Origin of the sequence: Streptomyces sp. NBC_01408, assembly GCF_026340255.1 — a bacterium.
Lineage (GTDB): Bacteria > Actinomycetota > Actinomycetes > Streptomycetales > Streptomycetaceae > Streptomyces.
In genome coordinates, this window is record NZ_JAPEPJ010000002.1 from 688,985 (window position 1) to 705,965 (window position 16,981).

13 protein-coding genes are annotated in these 16,981 nt (G+C 71.0%); 10 read left to right on the forward strand and 3 right to left on the reverse strand.

Annotated features, from left to right (window positions below; genetic code table 11):
- Window positions 1-63: 63 nt before the first annotated feature.
- Both OG447_RS25315 and OG447_RS25320 read right to left on the reverse strand, forming a co-directional pair.
- Entirely contained in the window at window positions 64-510 is a 447-nt protein-coding gene (locus OG447_RS25315; protein WP_266939541.1) for a hypothetical protein, read from the reverse strand.
- Window positions 511-613: 103 nt separating this feature from the next.
- Window positions 614-1,765 (reverse strand): PP2C family protein-serine/threonine phosphatase, encoded by a 1,152-nt coding sequence (locus tag OG447_RS25320; protein ID WP_266939543.1) that lies wholly within the window; start codon window positions 1,763-1,765, stop codon window positions 614-616.
- A 300-nt stretch (window positions 1,766-2,065) separates the two neighbouring features.
- On the opposite strand from OG447_RS25320, the gene OG447_RS25325 reads away from it, so the two are divergent.
- From OG447_RS25325 to OG447_RS25350, 6 genes are all read left to right on the forward strand, one after another.
- Complete coding sequence (locus OG447_RS25325) at window positions 2,066-4,732, forward strand: SpoIIE family protein phosphatase (RefSeq protein ID WP_266939545.1); 2,667 nt, start codon at window positions 2,066-2,068, stop codon at window positions 4,730-4,732.
- A gap of 176 nt (window positions 4,733-4,908) precedes the next feature.
- Complete coding sequence (locus tag OG447_RS25330; RefSeq protein WP_266940142.1) at window positions 4,909-6,000, forward strand: ABC transporter substrate-binding protein; 1,092 nt, start codon at window positions 4,909-4,911, stop codon at window positions 5,998-6,000.
- A 228-nt stretch (window positions 6,001-6,228) separates the two neighbouring features.
- A complete protein-coding gene (locus tag OG447_RS25335) occupies window positions 6,229-7,512 on the forward strand; it encodes a sodium:proton antiporter (protein WP_266939546.1) in 1,284 nt (427 codons plus the stop codon).
- 207 nt (window positions 7,513-7,719) lie between these two features.
- Window positions 7,720-8,046, forward strand: a complete 327-nt coding sequence (locus OG447_RS25340) for a carboxymuconolactone decarboxylase family protein (protein WP_266939547.1) — start codon at window positions 7,720-7,722, stop codon at window positions 8,044-8,046.
- Between the two features lie 117 nt (window positions 8,047-8,163).
- Window positions 8,164-9,594, forward strand: a complete 1,431-nt coding sequence (locus OG447_RS25345; RefSeq protein ID WP_266939549.1) for a DUF2252 domain-containing protein — start codon at window positions 8,164-8,166, stop codon at window positions 9,592-9,594.
- 44 nt (window positions 9,595-9,638) lie between these two features.
- Window positions 9,639-11,369 carry an alpha/beta-hydrolase family protein gene (locus OG447_RS25350; protein WP_266939551.1) on the forward strand — a complete coding sequence of 577 codons (1,731 nt, stop codon included), beginning with the start codon at window positions 9,639-9,641 and terminating at the stop codon, window positions 11,367-11,369.
- A gap of 49 nt (window positions 11,370-11,418) precedes the next feature.
- On the opposite strand, the gene OG447_RS25355 is transcribed toward OG447_RS25350, so the two are convergent.
- Window positions 11,419-12,153, reverse strand: coding sequence for a CPBP family intramembrane glutamic endopeptidase (locus tag OG447_RS25355; protein ID WP_266939553.1), 735 nt, complete (start codon window positions 12,151-12,153; stop codon window positions 11,419-11,421).
- 260 nt (window positions 12,154-12,413) lie between these two features.
- Here OG447_RS25355 and OG447_RS25360 point away from each other — a divergent pair, with 260 nt between their 5' ends.
- From OG447_RS25360 to OG447_RS25375, 4 genes are all read left to right on the forward strand, one after another.
- Complete coding sequence (locus tag OG447_RS25360) at window positions 12,414-14,300, forward strand: glycoside hydrolase family 15 protein (RefSeq protein ID WP_266940143.1); 1,887 nt, start codon at window positions 12,414-12,416, stop codon at window positions 14,298-14,300.
- Window positions 14,293-15,699, forward strand: coding sequence for an MFS transporter (locus OG447_RS25365; RefSeq protein ID WP_266939555.1), 1,407 nt, complete (start codon window positions 14,293-14,295; stop codon window positions 15,697-15,699). Before OG447_RS25360 ends, OG447_RS25365 begins: the two co-directional genes overlap by 8 nt.
- A 245-nt stretch (window positions 15,700-15,944) precedes the next feature.
- Window positions 15,945-16,544, forward strand: coding sequence for an RNA polymerase sigma factor (locus tag OG447_RS25370; RefSeq protein ID WP_266939557.1), 600 nt, complete (start codon window positions 15,945-15,947; stop codon window positions 16,542-16,544).
- On the forward strand, window positions 16,541-16,906 hold the full coding sequence (locus OG447_RS25375; protein ID WP_266939559.1) for a hypothetical protein: 366 nt from the start codon (window positions 16,541-16,543) through the stop codon (window positions 16,904-16,906). Before OG447_RS25370 ends, OG447_RS25375 begins: the two co-directional genes overlap by 4 nt.
- Window positions 16,907-16,981: the final 75 nt, after the last annotated feature.

A 16,981-nucleotide genomic window follows, 5' to 3' on the forward strand; every position in this document is an offset into this window, starting at 1 on the left:
TGTGATGTCCCACCTGGTTCGCGCTGGGGCCGTTGTAGACGTTGCCCCATACCTGGGCGCTCGTCATGCCCCTGTGCCGAGGTGGATGGTCTGGTGATTGTGGTCGCCGACCTGCGTGAAGGCAGGACCGTTGACAACGTTGTGGGTCATGCCGCCACCACTGTCCGGGGCGGGCCGGGGACCGTCCAGCAGCGCATGCAGCCCGGCTGCGACCTGCTCCCGTCCGGCCTCGGGCAGACGTTCCAGCGTCGCCGCGAACCAGGCCGTCCACAGCTCCGTTTGGCGGGTGCGCTCCGCTTCGGCCGCATGCGGGTCCAGGGCGGCCGACAGCGCCGCACCGGTCGCGTCGAGGAGCACCACCTCGGCTTGTTCCTGCGGCGCGTCCCTGCGGCCGGACAGACGGGCCAACCGCGCGCGCATCGTCGTCCAGGCGTCGGTCCCCGCCGCCTGTGCCACTGCGGCGCCCCCTGCGGCAGCCGCCGCGAGCAATGCTTCCGACAACACGCGCATCCCCCCACAATCGTGACGCAGACGACCGTAGCGTGATCGCGAAGCGCCCGCACCGAGTACCGCGCAAGATGCGCGCCTGAAGTTCCCCCCGCGGACTGTGGCATCAATCGTCTTCGCGCCGGTCGACGAGGATGACCGCCACATCGTCCGCCAGCCGGCCGCGGGTGTGGCGGAGCAATGCCTCGCGCAGGCCGTCCAGGAACGCCTGCCGGGTGTGGTCCTGCATGGTCACCATGGCCTCGGGCAAGTCGAAGAAGGTGCTGTCCCGGTCGCGGGCCTCGATGACGCCGTCGGTGCACAACAGCAGCCGGTCCCCCGGTGCGAACGGATAGCGGTCCACCCGCCCGCGAGGACCGCTGATGAATTCCTCGAGCCCCAACGGCGGCAAGGGGGCGGTGGGCATGAAGGACCGGACCGTGCCGTTGCGCAGCAGCAGCGGGGGCGGATGGCCCCGGTTGATCACCTCGATGTGGGGGCTGTCCGGGATCTGGGCCACCAGTGCGGTGACGAATCCCTCGAGAAGGGCGTCGTCACCGCCCGCCACGCCCACGCCCGCGCCCGCGCCCGCAACGGCGGCGTCCCGCCGCAGGGCCGCCTCGCAGTGGTTGACGACGTCCACCAGGTCGTCCTCGTAGTGCACGGACTCCCGGAACGCGCCCAGCACGACCGCGGCGGCCCGTACGGCGGGCAGCCCCTTGCCCCGGACATCCCCGACGATCATCCGGACCCCGTAGCGGGTCTGGACCACGTCGTACAGGTCGCCGCCGATCTGCGCACCCTTCTCGGCCGCCAGGTACATGCTGGCCGCCCTTACGGGGCCCAGCCGGGCCGGCACGGGCCGCAGCAGGACCTCCTGGGCGGCCGTGGCGATCCGGCGGACCTGGTTGAGCTCGCTCTCCTGGCGCGTGCGCGCGGTGCGGCTCGTCATGAAGCTCGCCACCGAGACCAGGAACAGGGCGAGGAAGTTCGTGTAGACCTGCTGGCCGCCCCAGGCCTGGTTGTAGGTGGCCGTGGTCACGCTGACGCCGACGGCCACTCCCGTCGCCGCGAGCGTGCCCTTGGGCCCCATCGTCACCGCCGCCAGAGCGGGTGTCGCAACCAGCAGGGGGCCGGTGTACACGACGTGCGCCGGCGTGAGCTCGATGAGGAGCACCAGCAGGGCGACCGCGAAGGGCAGGCACTCCGCCAGGGTGAACAGGACCTGGTGGTGGCCGCCAGCTCCCGATCCCGGGGGCGAGCGCAGAGGCGCTCTCATGAGTACAGCCTGCCTCGCCCGGGCGCATGGCTGCCACTCCGGTCCGCCGATCCCCGTGGGCGTCCGGATCGCTCTGGCCGGGTGACCGTCGCTCCCCGCTGCCGACGGCCCGTAGAGGTTAGAAAATGGAGTATGCGCAACCTCCTTGGACATGTCCGGCGTCGGTTGCCCGGCTCGACCACGAGCTCTTCCTCCGCCCCTCGACGTCCCAGCTCAGGACACCACCAGGAGCATCAGGAGCCCGCCCAGGCCCCCAAGGGAAGGGCGCGGCGACCGCAGCGCCTGTCCTCGCTGCTGAGCGTGCGCAGCGTGGCCGGCGAGGTGTTCCTCCTGCAGCTGGCCGTCGTGGTGCTTCTCGTCGCCGCCGCGGTGGTGGCGCTCGTGGTGCAGGCCCGGAGCGCCGCCATGCTGGACGCCCGGCACCGTACGCTCGCCGCCGCCGGAACGTTCGCGGAGTCTCCGGGAATCGTCGCGGCCCTGCGCAGCCCCCATCCGAGCGCGGTGCTGCAGCCGAGCGCAGAGGCGGCCCGGAAGATCGCCGGGGTCGACGGCATCAACGTGTACACGCTCGACGGAGTCACCCTCACCCACAGCGACCCGCGACAGATCGGGAAGCACGTCGTCGGCCCGTTCTCCAAGGCGGCGGCCGGCAAGTCCTTCACCGAGACGTTCGAAGGGTCCCTGGGCCAGTCCGTGGTCTCGGTGGTCCCGGTCAAGGACTCCGCCGACCGCGTCATCGCCGTCGTCTCCTCCCCGGTCACGGTCCAGAACGTCCAGGGCATGGTGAACCGGCAGCTGCCGGTCGTCGTCGGCAGCGCAGCCGCTGTGCTCGCCCTGTCGGCGGGCGGAACCGCTCTGGTGAGCCGTCGGCTGCTGCGGCGGACGCATGGCCTGGGACCGGCCGAGATGACGAGCATGTACGAGCACCACGACGCGGTGCTGCACGCCGTGCGGGAGGGCGTACTGATCGTCGGCGGCGGCGGGCGGCTCCTGCTGGCCAACGACGAGGCGCGACGGTTGCTGGATCTGCCGGTGGACGCGGAAGGGCGCCCCGTCACGGACCTGGGTCTGGAGGAGGGGATCGCCGGTCCGATCGCATCGGGCCGTTCCGCGACCGACGAGCTGCACATGGCAGCCGATCGGCTGCTGGCGGTGAACATCCGGCCCACCGCCCCCTACGGGAAGGCCGGGACCGTCGTCACGCTGCGGGACACCACCGAGCTGCGGGCCCTCTCCGGCAGGGCCGAGGTGGCCCGCGAGCGGCTGAAGCTGCTCTACGACGCGGGGGTGCAGGTCGGAACGACGCTGAACGTGGAGCGCACCGCGGAGGAACTGGCGGAGGTGGCGGTCCCGCGGTTCGCGGACGTGGTCACGGTCGACCTGCTGGACCCGGTGCTGCGCGGCGAGGAGCCGCCCGAAGCCGTCACCGAGATGCGCCGCACTGCCGTCGTCGGCTTGCAGGGCGACCATCCGCTCTCCCCCGTCGGCGAGCTGATCCGGTTCGCTCCCACCGGTCCCATGGCCGTCGGGCTGGCCGACGGCCATGCGGTCCTGGAGGCGGACCTGCGCACCACCCACCGCTGGCGGGCCCAGAACCAGGTCAACGCCCTGCAGATCCTGGACCGCGGCATCCACTCCCTGATCGTCGTTCCACTGCGGGCCCGGGGCGTGGTGCTGGGGATGGCCGGCTACTGGCGGGGGCAGGACTCCCCGCCGTTCGACGAGGAGGATCTGTCCTTCGCGGGGGAGCTGACCGCCCGGGCGGCACTGTCCGTCGACAATGCCCGCCGCTACACCCGCGAGCGCAACATGGCCGTCACCCTGCAGCGGAGCCTGCTGCCCCGGGGGGTGCCGGAGCAGTCCGCCGTCGAGGTCGCGCACCGCTATCTGCCCGCCCATGCCGGGGTGGGCGGTGACTGGTTCGATGTCATCCCGCTGCCCGGCGCCCGAGTGGCCCTGGTGGTCGGCGACGTCGTCGGCCACGGTCTCCACGCCGCCGCCACCATGGGCCGCCTGCGCACCGCCGTGTACAACTTCTCCACCCTCGACCTGCCGCCGGACGAACTGCTGAGCCACCTGGACGAGCTGGTCACGCACATCGACGCCGACGAGCAGGAGTGGCAGGGGATCACCGGAGCCACCTGCCTGTGCGCCATCTACGATCCCGTCTCCGGGGAGGTGACGGCGGCCACCGCCGGGCATCCCGGTCCCGCTCTGGTCCGCCCCGACGGAACCGTTTCCTTCCCCGAGGTGCCGGTCTCCCCGCCGCTGGGCCTGGGCGCGGGTCTGCCCATGGAGAGCGTGACGGTCACCCTGCCCGAAGGCTCCCGGCTGGCTCTCTTCACCGACGGGCTCATCGAGAGCCGCGACCGCGATCCGGACGCGGGTCTGGCAGCATTGCGCGGCGCCCTGGCCGGGCCCACCCGCACCCCGGAGGAAACCTGCACCGCGGTGATCGACGCGATGCTGCCCACCAGGCCCAGCGACGACGTCGCGCTGCTGGTGGCCCGCACCCGCCGGCTGGACCCCGGGCGGATCGCCGAGTGGGACGTGCACCCCGACCCTGCGGCCGTGTCCCCGGTGCGCAACGCGTGCGCCCGCCGGCTGGCGGAGTGGGGCCTGGAGGACATCGCCTTCACCACGGAACTCATCCTCAGCGAGCTGATCACCAACGCCATCCGCTACGGCACCGAGCCCATCCGGGTGAGGCTGCTGTACGACCGCAGCCTGGTCTGCGAGGTCTCCGACGGGTCCAGTACCTCCCCGCACCTGCGCCGGGCGGCAGACACCGACGAGGGCGGCCGCGGCCTGTTCCTCGTCGCGCAGTTCGCCGAGCGCTGGGGCACCCGCTACGTCGCCCGCGGGAAGATCATCTGGAGCGAGCAGGCCCTTCACAACGGGGCCGCGCCGCCCGCGATGGACCTCGGGGAGGCGCTCCTGGCCGGGTGGGACGACGAGGGGTTCTGAGTACCCGCCGGTACGGCAGCTGCAGGGAAGACGGCGGACACCACCGTCTGGGACTGCGCTGCCGCGGCCGCCGAACGTACGCTGTCCTCGATCAGTACACGATCGCCCGTTATGGAGCCTTTGTGCCCGCACCCCGTCTCCGGACAGCCTCCGTCGCCGCCTGCCTGGCCCTCGCGGTGGCGCCCCTCGGCGCCTGCGGAGACAAGCCCCCCGCCGCGCCCAGAGCACCCGCGGTGGCCACCTCCGCCCCGGACGCCGGCGGCATGGCGGCACTGACCGCTGCGGCGAAGAAGGAGGGCTCGCTCAACACGATCGCGCTCCCGAGCGACTGGGCCAACTACGGCGCACTGATCGACGGCTTCGAGAAGAAGTACGGGATCAAGGTCACGGTGGAGAGCCCGGAGGCCTCCAGCCAGGACGAGATCAACGTCCTGAAGGAGCACAGGGGCGACGGCCGCGCCCCTGATGTGATCGACGTGGGGAGCTCGTTCGCCCAGTCCGCGGCACGGCAGAACCTGCTCGCTCCGTACGAGGTCGCCGCGTTCGACCAGATCCCCGAGGAACAGAAGGACAAGGGGGCCCGCTGGTACAACAACTACGGCGGCTACGTCTCGATCGGCTGTGACGCCAAGCGCGTCAAGACCTGTCCCTCGACCTTCGCCGATCTGCGCAAGCCCGAGTACAAGGGCCAGATCGCGCTCAACGGCGACCCCACCAAGGCCGGCGCCGCCTTCGCCGGGGTGTACGCGGCCGCCCTGGCGAACGGGGGTTCCTTCGACGACATCCAGCCCGGAATCGACTTCTTCGCCGAGCTCAGCGAGAACGGGAACTTCATCCCGGTCGAATCCACCCCGGCCACGATCGAGAAGGGGCAGACCCCGATCAGCATCGACTGGGACTTCCTCAACCTCGGATACGCCGACGAATTCCGCAAGAAGGGCTCGGACGTCGACTGGCGGACCGCCATCCCCTTCGACGGCAGCTTCGCCCAGTACTACGCGAACGGGGTGAACAAGGACGCCCCGCACCCCGCGGCGGCACGTCTGTGGCAGGAGTACCTCTTCAGCCCGGAGGGCCAGAACCTCCGGCTCGGCGCCTATGCACGCCCCGTCCTCATGGAAGCCATGAAGGAGGACGGCACCCTCGACACAGCCGCCGCGGAGAAACTGCCGACCGTGGAGGGCACGCCGACGTTTCCGACGGAGGCACAGACGCAGAAGGCCAGAGAGGCCGTCAACCGCGGCTGGGCCGAGGCCGTCTCGGGCTGAGGACGGTGATTGCGTCCGCGGTGAGGTTGCGGACCGTCAGGACTCCTTGGGCCGACCGGGTCGAGCCGGAGCACGGTCGGGGCACGGCTCCCCCGGCACGGTCGCCGTCGCCCTAAGGTCGGGCTCGGTATCTCTGCTCGAGGTGAGACGAGCGCGCCCGGACACCTGGCACGCCGGCCGTGGCGCTGCCGCCCTGTGACGGCGGGCGCGCCGGGGTGAGGAGCGCACATGAACGCCTGGGCCGTCGTGGTCGCCGGGGGTGCGGTCGTCGCCTACGCGGCACTCTCGCGGCGCTTGTCGAAGACGGTGGTCTCGGGGCCGCTGGTGTTCATGCTGTGCGGGCTGGCGATCGGCCCGTTGGGCCTGGACCTGCTGGACCCGGCGCGGGACCTCGAGGTCACGCGGGCCTTGCTGGAGAGCGCGCTGGTGCTCCTGCTGTTCGCGGACGCGGCCGGGATCAGGGCCCGGGACCTTCGCCGGGAGGAGTTCCTGCCGCTGCGGCTGCTCGCGGTGGGCCTGCCCGCCACGATGGCTCTGGGATGGCTGGCGGCCTGGCCCCTCCTGCCCGGCCTGAGTGTGTGGGAGCTGGCCCTGGTGGCCGTCATCCTGGCGCCGACGGACGCCGCGCTCGGCCAGCAGGCCGTCTCCAACAAACGGGTGCCGGCCCTGGTCCGCGGCGGCCTGTCCGTGGAATCCGGAGTGAACGACGGTCTGGCGCTGCCGTTCTTCGTGCTGGCCCTGGCAGCGGCGGGCGAGGGGCACGGCCATCCAGGCATTGCCGAGACGTTCCTGCGCGCGCTGGTGCTCAGCAGTGCGATCGGAATCGTGGCCGGCCGGACCGGCGCGAGCCTGTTGCGCTGGTCGCTCTCCCGAGGATGGAGCGGCCCCGACTGGCAGCAGTTCCTGGCACTCGCCCTTCCGGTCATCGCGTACGCGGTGTGTGTCGCAACCGAGGGCAGCGGCTTCATCGGCGCCTGGGTCACAGGCCTGGCCTTCGGCATCCACCTGCGCCGGAAGCCCGCCGGCCCGGACGCCCTTCCCCAGGGCTTGGATCCCGAGCAGACGACGAAGTTCACCGAACGCCTCGGCCTCCTCCTCGCCTCGCTGAGCTTCCTCGTCTTCGGCGCGGTCATCCTGGGACCGGTCCTCCAACACCTGACATGGCGACCCGTGGTCTACGCCCTGATCAGCCTGACCGTCCTGCGGATGCTGCCGGTCGCCCTCGCACTCGTCGGCACCGGTCTGCGCCCCGCTTCCGTGGCCTACATCGGCTGGTTCGGCCCGCGCGGCCTCGCCTCCCTGGTGTTCGGCCTGATCGCCTTCGAAGAGCACCTGCCCGGAGGGACCGTGCTGAGCGAAGTCGTCGCCGTGACCGCCGGCCTGAGCATCCTCCTCCACGGAGCCTCCGCCCCCTACCTGGGAAACCGCTACGGCGCATGGTTCACCAGGACACTGCGGGTCAACCCGAACCTGCGGGAGAACGCGCTCGCCGACGACGACGCAGCACGCTGAAGGGCTCGCAGCGCCCGGCGGCCGTCGCTCTGACCTGCCCCAGCGTCCTGGTGCACGGGATGGCGACTCCGCTCTCCGCCCTGCGCTGCCATGCGTGGCGCCCGGGACGGATCTAGGGTTGGGGGTGAGGCCCGGCGCCTCGCGGACACCCGATGCTGCGCCATCGTTCCCGGCTCGGCGTCGGAGGCACACGGGAAGGCATCTGGCATGGCAACCACATCAGAAACCCCGGTCCTGGACACCCTCGCCGCCATGACGCTCGACTCGATCGAGCGGTGCGGGCTGGCCCCGGACATGTTCATGCTCACGCGTATCGCGGCGCTCGCCGCCTCCGATGCTCCGCCGATCTCCTACCTGGCCCACATCGACCCCGCCGTCAGGGCAGGCGTGACCACCGAGCAGCTGCAGGACGTCCTGGTCGCCATCGCCCCCATCGTGGGCACGGCCCGTGTCATGACGGCGGCGGGCAACCTCACCGCAGCCTTCGGCATCGCCATCGCGGTCGCCGAGGCCGAGGCCGAAACCCAGCCCTGACAGCAGTTTCCCCTCCATCGGTGTCGGCACTGCCGACACCGATGGAGCACACGGCACCGCTCCTTCAGCCGTGCCCGAGCGACTCGACGGCCACAGGGCCGGGCAGGAGGGCCTTGGATGCCCCAGCATGCGACCACCGCGATGCGCGCGTCACTTCACGCCACTCCCAAGGAACGCGCGGCACTCGGCAAGGAGGCCCGGCGCCGCTCACCGCGGTCGGGACACGCGGAGTACAAGCCCTCTCCGAAGAGACGGGACCCGCTGACGATCCTGGAGGCGCAGTCCGCGACCCGAGTTCAGGAACTGGTGCCGATCCGCTACGCCCGGATGACGGAGTCCCCGTTCCGCTTCTACCGGGGCGCCGCTGCGATCATGGCCTCCGACCTGGCGGGCAGCCCCGACTCGGGGATCACCACCCAGCTGTGCGGAGATGCGCACCTGCTGAACTTCCGGCTGCTGGCGTCGCCGGAGCGGGAGCTGATGTTCGACATCAACGACTTCGACGAGACCTTGCCGGGCCCCTGGGAATGGGACGTCAAGCGCCTCTCCGCGAGTTTCGTCATCGCCGCCCGGGCGAACGGCTTCGATGACGCCGAGCGCGCCCGCATCGTGAGCCGTACCGTGCGCTCGTACCGCGAGGCGATGATCCGCTTCGCCGGCATGGGCAACCTCGAGGTCTGGTACGCGAAGATCGACGCCGAGCGTCTCAAGGCCCTGACCACGGGCCAGCTCCACAAGGGCGGACAGAAGAAGCTGGACCGCGCCCTGACGAAGGCCCGCTCGCGGGACACCCTGCAGGTGTTCGGCAAGCTCACGCAGGTGGTCGACGGCCGGCCGTTGATCGCGGCGGATCCCCCGTTGCTGGTACCGATGACCGACCTGCTGCCGGACGCCGAGCGCACCGCGCTGGAGCGTCAGTTCAGGGGACTCATCGAGCGGTACGGGGTCACACTGCCGTCCGACCGGCGTCACCTGCTGGCGGACTACCAGCTGGCGGACGTCGCCCGCAAAGTGGTCGGGGTCGGCAGCGTCGGCACCCGGTGCTGGATCTTCCTGCTCCTCGGGCGGAACGGCGGGGACCCGCTGTTCCTGCAGGCCAAGGAGGCCGACACCTCTGTGCTGGCCGAACACGTCGGGGCGAGCCAGTACCGCAACCAGGGCGAGCGGGTGGTCGCGGGCCAGCGGTTGATGCAGGCCACGAGCGACATGTTCCTCGGCTGGGAGCGGGTCGAGGGGATCGACGGCAAGCGTCGCGACTTCTACGTACGCCAGCTGCGCGACTGGAAGGGCATCGCGATGCCGGAGACGATGTCGCCCAGGCAGCTGGAGACGTTCGGTGGCGTCTGCGGCATCACCCTGGCCCGTGCGCACGCACGCTCCGGCGACCGGATCGCGATCGCCTCCTACCTGGGCGGCGGCGACTCCTTCGACCGGGCCCTCGTGACGTTCGCGGAGGCGTACGCCGACCAGAACGAGAGCGACCATCAGGCACTGGTCGACGCGGTGCGGGCGGGACGGCTGCCCGCGGAGGAGATCCCGGCCGACTGACGGGCCGTCGCCCCCGGAGGACAGCGATGACTCATGACCCGCCAGTGCCCCCATCGGACGGTCCGCCAGCCCGTGAGGACGACGGCCGGACGGACCGGCCCGGCGGCACGGACGCGCAGGTCGAGCCGTCCTCCGGCTCCGGGAAGCGCCGTCGGCCCTTCCACGTCACGCTGCCCGGCTGCTGGGGCGCGCTCGTCCTGGCGTGCCTGTCCTTCACTCCGTCGCTGCTTCCCCGCGGAGGCGTACTCCAAGGACTGATCTGCGGCATCAGCGCGGCCATCGGGTACGGGCTCGGCGTGGTCGCGGCCTATGTGTGGCGCGCTTTCGCCGACCGGGACGCGCGGAGCGCCTCGCGCAGGTCCTGGCTCGTCCTGCTCGTCTGCGCGATCGTGCTGTTCGGGCTCGCGTTCGGGCTCGGACAGTACTGGCAGCACCGGATCCGCGGCCTCATGGGGGTCACCGACTACGACGCCCTCGCCACCGTCGCCTGCCCGTTCGTCGCCGTTCTCGTCTTCTACCTCCTGCTGATGGCCGGTCGGGGGCTCCGGCGCCTGTACCACGGGGCCGCCCGCCTGCTCGGGCGCTGGATCGGCCGGCGGGCGGCGCGGGTGGTCGGCTGGCTCGTGGTGGTGGGTGTGGCGTGGTCCGTGTTCAGCGGGGTGCTGCTGGGCGGCTTCGTGAGCGCGGCCAACGAGGCGTTCTCGCTGCGGGACACCGAGACGCCGGAAGGCGTGCATCAGCCGACGTCGACCCTGCGCTCGGGCGGGCCCGGTTCCCTGGTGCCGTGGGACTCGCTGGGCAGACAGGGCCGGGCGTTCACCGGAAGCGGGCCGTCGGCCCGGGACATCGGCGCGTTCACCCACCGCACGGCCCAGGAGCCCGTCCGGGCCTACGCCGGGCTGACGACGGCCGAGGACACGGAATCCCGGGCGGAGCGAGCCGTCGCGGACCTCGAACGGGCGGGCGGCTTCAGGCGCGAGAACCTGCTCGTGACGACCACGACGGGGAGCGGCTGGGTCGATCCCGCCGCCGTGGACTCGTTCGAGTACCTCGGCAACGGCGACTCGGCCACCGTGGCGATGCAGTACTCGTACCTGCCGTCGTGGCTGTCGTACCTCGTCGATCAGTCGAAGGCGCGCGAGGCGGGCCGTGAACTCTTCGACGCGGTCTACGACGTCTGGTCCAAGCTGCCCCAGGACCAGCGCCCTCGGCTGTTCGTGGCGGGTGAGAGCCTGGGGTCGTTCGGCGGGGAGACGGCCTTCAGCGGGGAGTACGACCTGCGCAACCGCACCGCCGGCACCCTGTTCGCCGGTCCGCCCAACTTCCACACCCTGTTCCGCGAGTTCAGCGATCAGCGCCTCGCGGGCAGCCCCGAGATCAAGCCCGTGTACAAGGACGGGCGGACCGTCCGGTTCACCGACGACCCGGCCACCGGACTGCCTCCGGCGGACCAGCCGTGGGAGGGGACGAGGGTGCTCTACCTCATGCACCCCTCCGATCCGATCGTGTGGTGGAGCCCCCGGCTGGCCCTCTCCGAACCCGACTGGATCGGAGAGGCGCCCGGCACGGACGTGCTCGAGGAGATGGTCTGGATGCCCTTCGTGACGTTCTGGCAGGTCACCGCCGACCTGCCGTTCTCCACGGGCGTGCCGGACGGCCACGGCCACACGTACAAGGCCGCCTACGTCGACGGCTGGAACGCCGTGATGCGGCCGACCGGATTCACGCCGCAGGACCTGGACCGGCTGAGGGAGATCATCCGGCCGGAAACCTGAGCCGACCTCCATACGCAGTGCCTTCGCGGTCTCGAGGTCGCGCGGTCAGTCAGCGCAGCAGGAACCCGACGAGGTAGCCGAGGGCGTTGACCGCCCAGTGCAGGCCCATGGGAGCCAGCAGACTGCCGCTGCGGCGCCGCAGTTCGCAGAACAGGACGCCCGCTGCCGCAGTGAACAGCACGGCCGACAGGACCGCCAGGGCTCCGCCGAGCGCCGAGTCGCCGAAGACCGTGGTCAGAGCGGGTTTCGCCGTTGCCAGGTGCAGTGACGGCAGCACGTGCCACAGGCCGAACAGCACGCTCGACACGGTGGTCGCCCAGGCCGCCCCGCGGGCGCGGCACACCAGACCGTAGAGCACGCCGCGGAAGGCGATCTCCTCCACCAGGACGGTGCCGACAGGGACCAGCACGAGAACGCGCATCGTCAGCTCGCTCCCGTTCATCCCCTCGTAGCGCCGGTCCTCGAACAGCGTTCTGGTGGCCGGCAGCAGGGCCCCGGCCAGGTAGACGACGGCGACCAGGCCGATCAGGGCCAGCGCCCAGCGGGCACCGCGGGCCAGTGTGCCGGGCGCCAGGCCCGCGTCCGCCCGGGTACCGCCGGCCCAGCGGAGCACACCGAGCAGCAGGGCGCTGACCGCGACGGCCGTCACCAGGCCGAACGAGCCGAACAGGCCGGTCCAGCGGTGCACGGCCAGGTTGGCAGCGACGAGAACGGCCACCGTGAGTCCCACGGCCGGCCAGGTGCCGATCGGCCTTCGGCGTCGCCTCCGCTGCGTGTCGCTCACGGTGCGGCGCCCTCGTACCTCGCTCCGCTCGGCATCATCGGGGTCGCGGCAGGGCATGAGGGTCTGTCCTTGGGTTTCGCCGACGGTTCGTCTCGCCCTCCCCTCGGCCCCACGCTACCGGGCGCCCTCGCCTCCTCCACGTGCGGCGTGCTGACGTTCGGCGCACGCTGTGAACGTGGGAGCGCGTGACCGGACCGGAACGGTCCCTCCCGCTCCCGTCGGCGCGCTTCGGCGCCCTGCGGCTGGACGAAGGAGGGCTTGTGGACCGTTACGCGCCCATCGCCGAGCACGGTGTGGTCGGCGATCTTCAGACGGCCGCGCTCGTGTCTTCTTCCGGAACGATCGACTGGTGGTGCACTCCTCGCTTCGACTCGCCCAGCGTCTTCGGCTCGCTCCTGGACAGTGAGCGAGGAGGCCACTGCCGGCTCGCCGCGGAGCTCCCGGACGAGAGCGGTGCGACGGTCCGCCAGCTGTACCTCTCCGACACCGCCGTACTGGTCAACCGCTTTCTGACTCCCGGTGGCGTCGGCGAGGTCGCCGACTTCATGGAACCGGTCGAGGGCACCGACCCGACGGACCGGCACCGCCTGGTCAGGGTCGCCCGGGTGGTCCGGGGCAGCCTGTCCTTCACGTTCGCCTGCCGCCCGCGCTTCGACTACGCGCGTGCCTCCCACTCCCTCACCCGGGCCGACGAACGCTCGGCGGTCTTTCACGGTCCGGGCACGGATCTTCACCTTCAGGCCACGGCCCCCGTCACCCTCCAGGCCGACGGTGACGACATCACGGCCCGTTTCACCCTCGAAGCCGGTGAGATGGCCGCCGTCGTGCTGACGAGCGCGGCGAGCGGCGGCCCCGTACCGCCCGCGCCCACCCTGGACGGCGTCGCCGAGGATCTGGAGGCCTGCCACACCTTCTGGCACACATGGCTGCGCTCTTCCACCTACCGCGGCCGCTGGCGGGACATGGTCAACCGCTCGGCGATCACCCTCAAACTGCTCACCTACGCCCCCACCGGGGCGCCGATCGCCGCGGCGACCATGGGACTGCCCGAGCAGATCGGCGGCGAGCGGAACTGGGACTACCGGTACACCTGGGTCCGCGACGCCTCCCTGTCGGTCCGGGCCCTGATCGACCTGGGTTTCGAGGAGGAGGCCCACGCTTTCCGCCGCTGGCTGCGCGATCGCATCGAGGCCGGCGCGACCCCCTCGGGCGACCCCCTGCAGATCATGTACCGGATCGACGGGGAGCCCCATCTGACCGAGGAGATCCTCGACCACCTGGAGGGCTACATGGGCTCCGCGCCCGTGCGGGCGGGCAATGCGGCGGCCGACCAGCTCCAGCTCGACATCTACGGCGAGGCCGCCGACGCCCTCACCGTCGGCGGCGGCATGGGTGCCATCCGCGGCTGGAAGGCCATCAGCGACGTGCTGGACTGGCTCGCCGACAACTGGGACCGCCCGGACGAAGGCATCTGGGAGACCCGCGGGGGCCGCCAGAACTTCACCTACAGCCGGCTGATGACCTGGGTCGCCTTCGACCGCGGTATCCGGCTGGCGAGCACCTACTCCCGTCCCGCCGACGTCGCCCGCTGGACCGATGTCCGGGACACGGTCTTCCGGCAGATCGTCGACCGCGGGTGGAACGAGGAGCGGCAGGCATTCGTACAGCACTACGACACCGACGTCCTGGACGCCTCCCTCCTGCTCATGCCCCGGGTCGGCTTCATCTCCCCTCTGGACCCGGACTGGCTCACCACCCTCGACGCCATGGACCAGGAGCTGGTCAGTGACAGCCTGGTCTACCGGTACGACCCCGCCGCCTCCCCCGATGGCCTGCGCGGTTCGGAGGGGACCTTCAACCTCTGCAGCTTCCTCTACGTCGAGGCTCTGGCGCGGTCCGGCAGGCTCCACCAGGCCCGGTACGCCTTCGACAAGATGCTCACCTACGCCAACCACGTCGGCCTGTTCGCCGAGGAGATAGGGCCTTCGGGCGAACAGCTCGGCAACTTCCCCCAGGCGTTCACGCATCTCGCCCTCGTCGCGGCGGCCCTTGCCCTCGACGAACAGCTCGACAAGGCGGAGACCCGGCCGGGAGCCGGCGCCGGACGCCCTCACCCTCCGCTGCGCGGAGGCGAAGCCGGTGACTGACTCGGGTATCTCGGGACGGCCGTCGACGACACAGCGGCGGATCCTCGCCCCGCTCGCCCTCGCCCAGTTCATCTGCAGCTTCGCCGGCTCGAACATGAACGTGATGATCAACGACATGAGCGAGGACCTCGACACCACCGTGCAGGGCGTGCAGGTCGCGATCACCATCTTCCTGCTCGTCATGGCCGCGCTCATGATCCCCGGCGGCAAGCTGACCGACCGCTACGGCCGGAAGCGGTGCTTCCTGGCCGGCCTCACCGTGTACGGGGTAGGCGCCCTGCTGAGTGCCGCCGCCCCGGGCCTGGGCGTCCTGATCCTCGGCAACTCGATCCTTGAGGGTGTCGGGACAGCCCTGCTCATCCCGCCCGTGTACATCCTCACGACGCTCCTCTTCCCGGACGTGACCTCCCGGGCCCGCGCCTTCGGGGCCATCATGGCGCTGGGCGGCATCGGCGCCGCGGCAGGGCCGTTGATCGGCGGGCTCATCACCTCGTGGCTCAGCTGGCGGGCCGCCTTCGTGTTCCAGGCCCTGGTGGTCGCGTTGATCATCATTCTGAGCCGCCACATCGAGGACCCGTTGCCACCGGATCCGACACGCCCCTTCGACACGGTGGGAGCCGTCCTCTCGGCGGTCGGCCTCATCCTCGTCGTCATGGGCATCCTGGCCGCAGACGACAACGTCTGGCTGATGATCGGCCTGCTCGTCCTCGGCGCGCTCACACTGGTGTGGTTCTTCCGCCACGTACGCGCCCGCGAGGCGGCCGGCAAGGAACCGCTGCTGTCCACCAGCCTGTTCCGCAACCGCACCTCCAACCTCGGCCTCGTCACCCAGAACGTCCAGTGGCTGCTGCTCATGGGAGTGTCCTTCACGGTGGCGGCGTACCTGCAGGTCGTGCGCGGGTACGACGCCATCGAGACCGGCGTCGTCTTCACCGCGGCCACCCTCGGCCTGCTCGCCTCCTCCCTGGCCGCCGAACGCCTCACGAAGCGGCGGCCCCAGCGCACCCTCATCACGGCGGGGTTCGTCGTCACGATCGCCGGCGTCGTCGTGCTGATCGCCATGGTCAACAGCTTCCCGAGCGCGTGGGCCTTCGCCCCCGGACTCCTCCTGATCGGACTGGGCCTGGGCGTGATGCTGACCCCGTCGGTCAACATCGTCCAGTCGAGCTTCCCGGAGGCGCAGCAGGGCGAGATCTCCGGCCTGTCCCGAAGCGTGTCGAACCTCGGCTCCTCCTTGGGAACCGCCGTCGCCGGCACGATCCTCGTCGCCGGGCTCAGCACCGGCGCCTACGCCGCCGCCATGATCACCCTTGCCGCCGTCGGGCTCATCGGACTCGCCGCCGCGGTGATCCTCCCCCGAACCCCGGCCACAGGTGGCGCGGCGGGCGCCGAGCGCTAGGGGGTGCCCGGCACGGGTCAGAGAAAACTTCGGCCGGAGGTGAATCCTTTCCGGGCCTCCCCGTCTCTTATCCGTGTACCGGCCGAACGGGCCGAAAGAACCGGGAGGAAACACCCATGATGGTCACCCTCGTAGTGATCGGAGCCCTGCTCGTGGGCGCGTGCAGCTGGCACCTGATGCGGCGCTACAAGAGCCGAAGCTGACCAGCGCCTGCGCGCGGGGCACCTTCCGGGTAGGAGTAGCAGATGAACCAACGTTTTGCCTGGCCGGACGAGCGGCTGATCAAGGCCGCTCAGGACGGCGACGTCACTTCGCTCACCACCGTCGTCATTGAATCTCAGCCTCATGTGCGCAAGTTCGCCATATCGCTGTGCGCCTCGCCGCAGGACGCGGAGGACGCGGCCCAAGAGGCGCTGATCATCCTCTACCGGAAGATCGGCACCTTGCGGGCCACGGGCGCGCTTGCCTCATGGATGTTCCGGATCGTGCGCAACGAATGCCTCCGGCAGGTACGGCTGCTCGTCTCGCGGAGCGACGGGGCGGCGGCCGAACCGGAGGCGTCCGCGGAACCGTCCGCCGAGGACTCGGTGCTGCACAGGATGGAAGTGGAGCGGATCGCGGCTGCGGTCGGCGCCCTTCCCCGTGACCTGCGGCAGGTCCTGATCATGCGGGACGTACAGGGCCTGCCCGGCAGGACCGTCGCCCATTCGCTCGGTCTGAGCAACCCCGCGATGAAGTCGCGGCTGCACAGAGCGCGCGCAGCACTGCGTCACTCACTGGCGACGACCGACAAAGCGCCCGGTCAAGCCATCGACCAACCAGTCGGAGGAGACTCACCACCGTGAACACACTGGACACACTGGACACCTTGAAGCCCGCGCAGGGCAGGAAGGCCCGGGCCACCGCACAGTCCGCGGCGCCCGAGATGAACTTCGCCAGCAAGTCCGTCCCGCGCCATCTGGCGCGCGGCGCCATCGGCTTCGGGCTGATCATCGGCTCGGTCGCCCTGGTGCCCGTCGCCGGCCCGGCCACCCTGCTGGCGGCCCCGTTGGCCCTGATCGCCTTCCGCGGCTGCCCCACCTGCTGGATGGTCGGCCTGGCGCAGACCATCTCCCGCGGCCGCCTGGAGCGCCAGTGCGTGGACGGCGTCTGCACCCTCACCAAGGCGCACCCGGCGGCGAAGGCCGCGGTGAACGACGCTCGTTAAGCTTGCTGGTAGACGTCCGTCTCCGCCGGAAGCAGAGCTGCTGCTGGGGCGCCGAGAAACCTCGGCGCCACACCA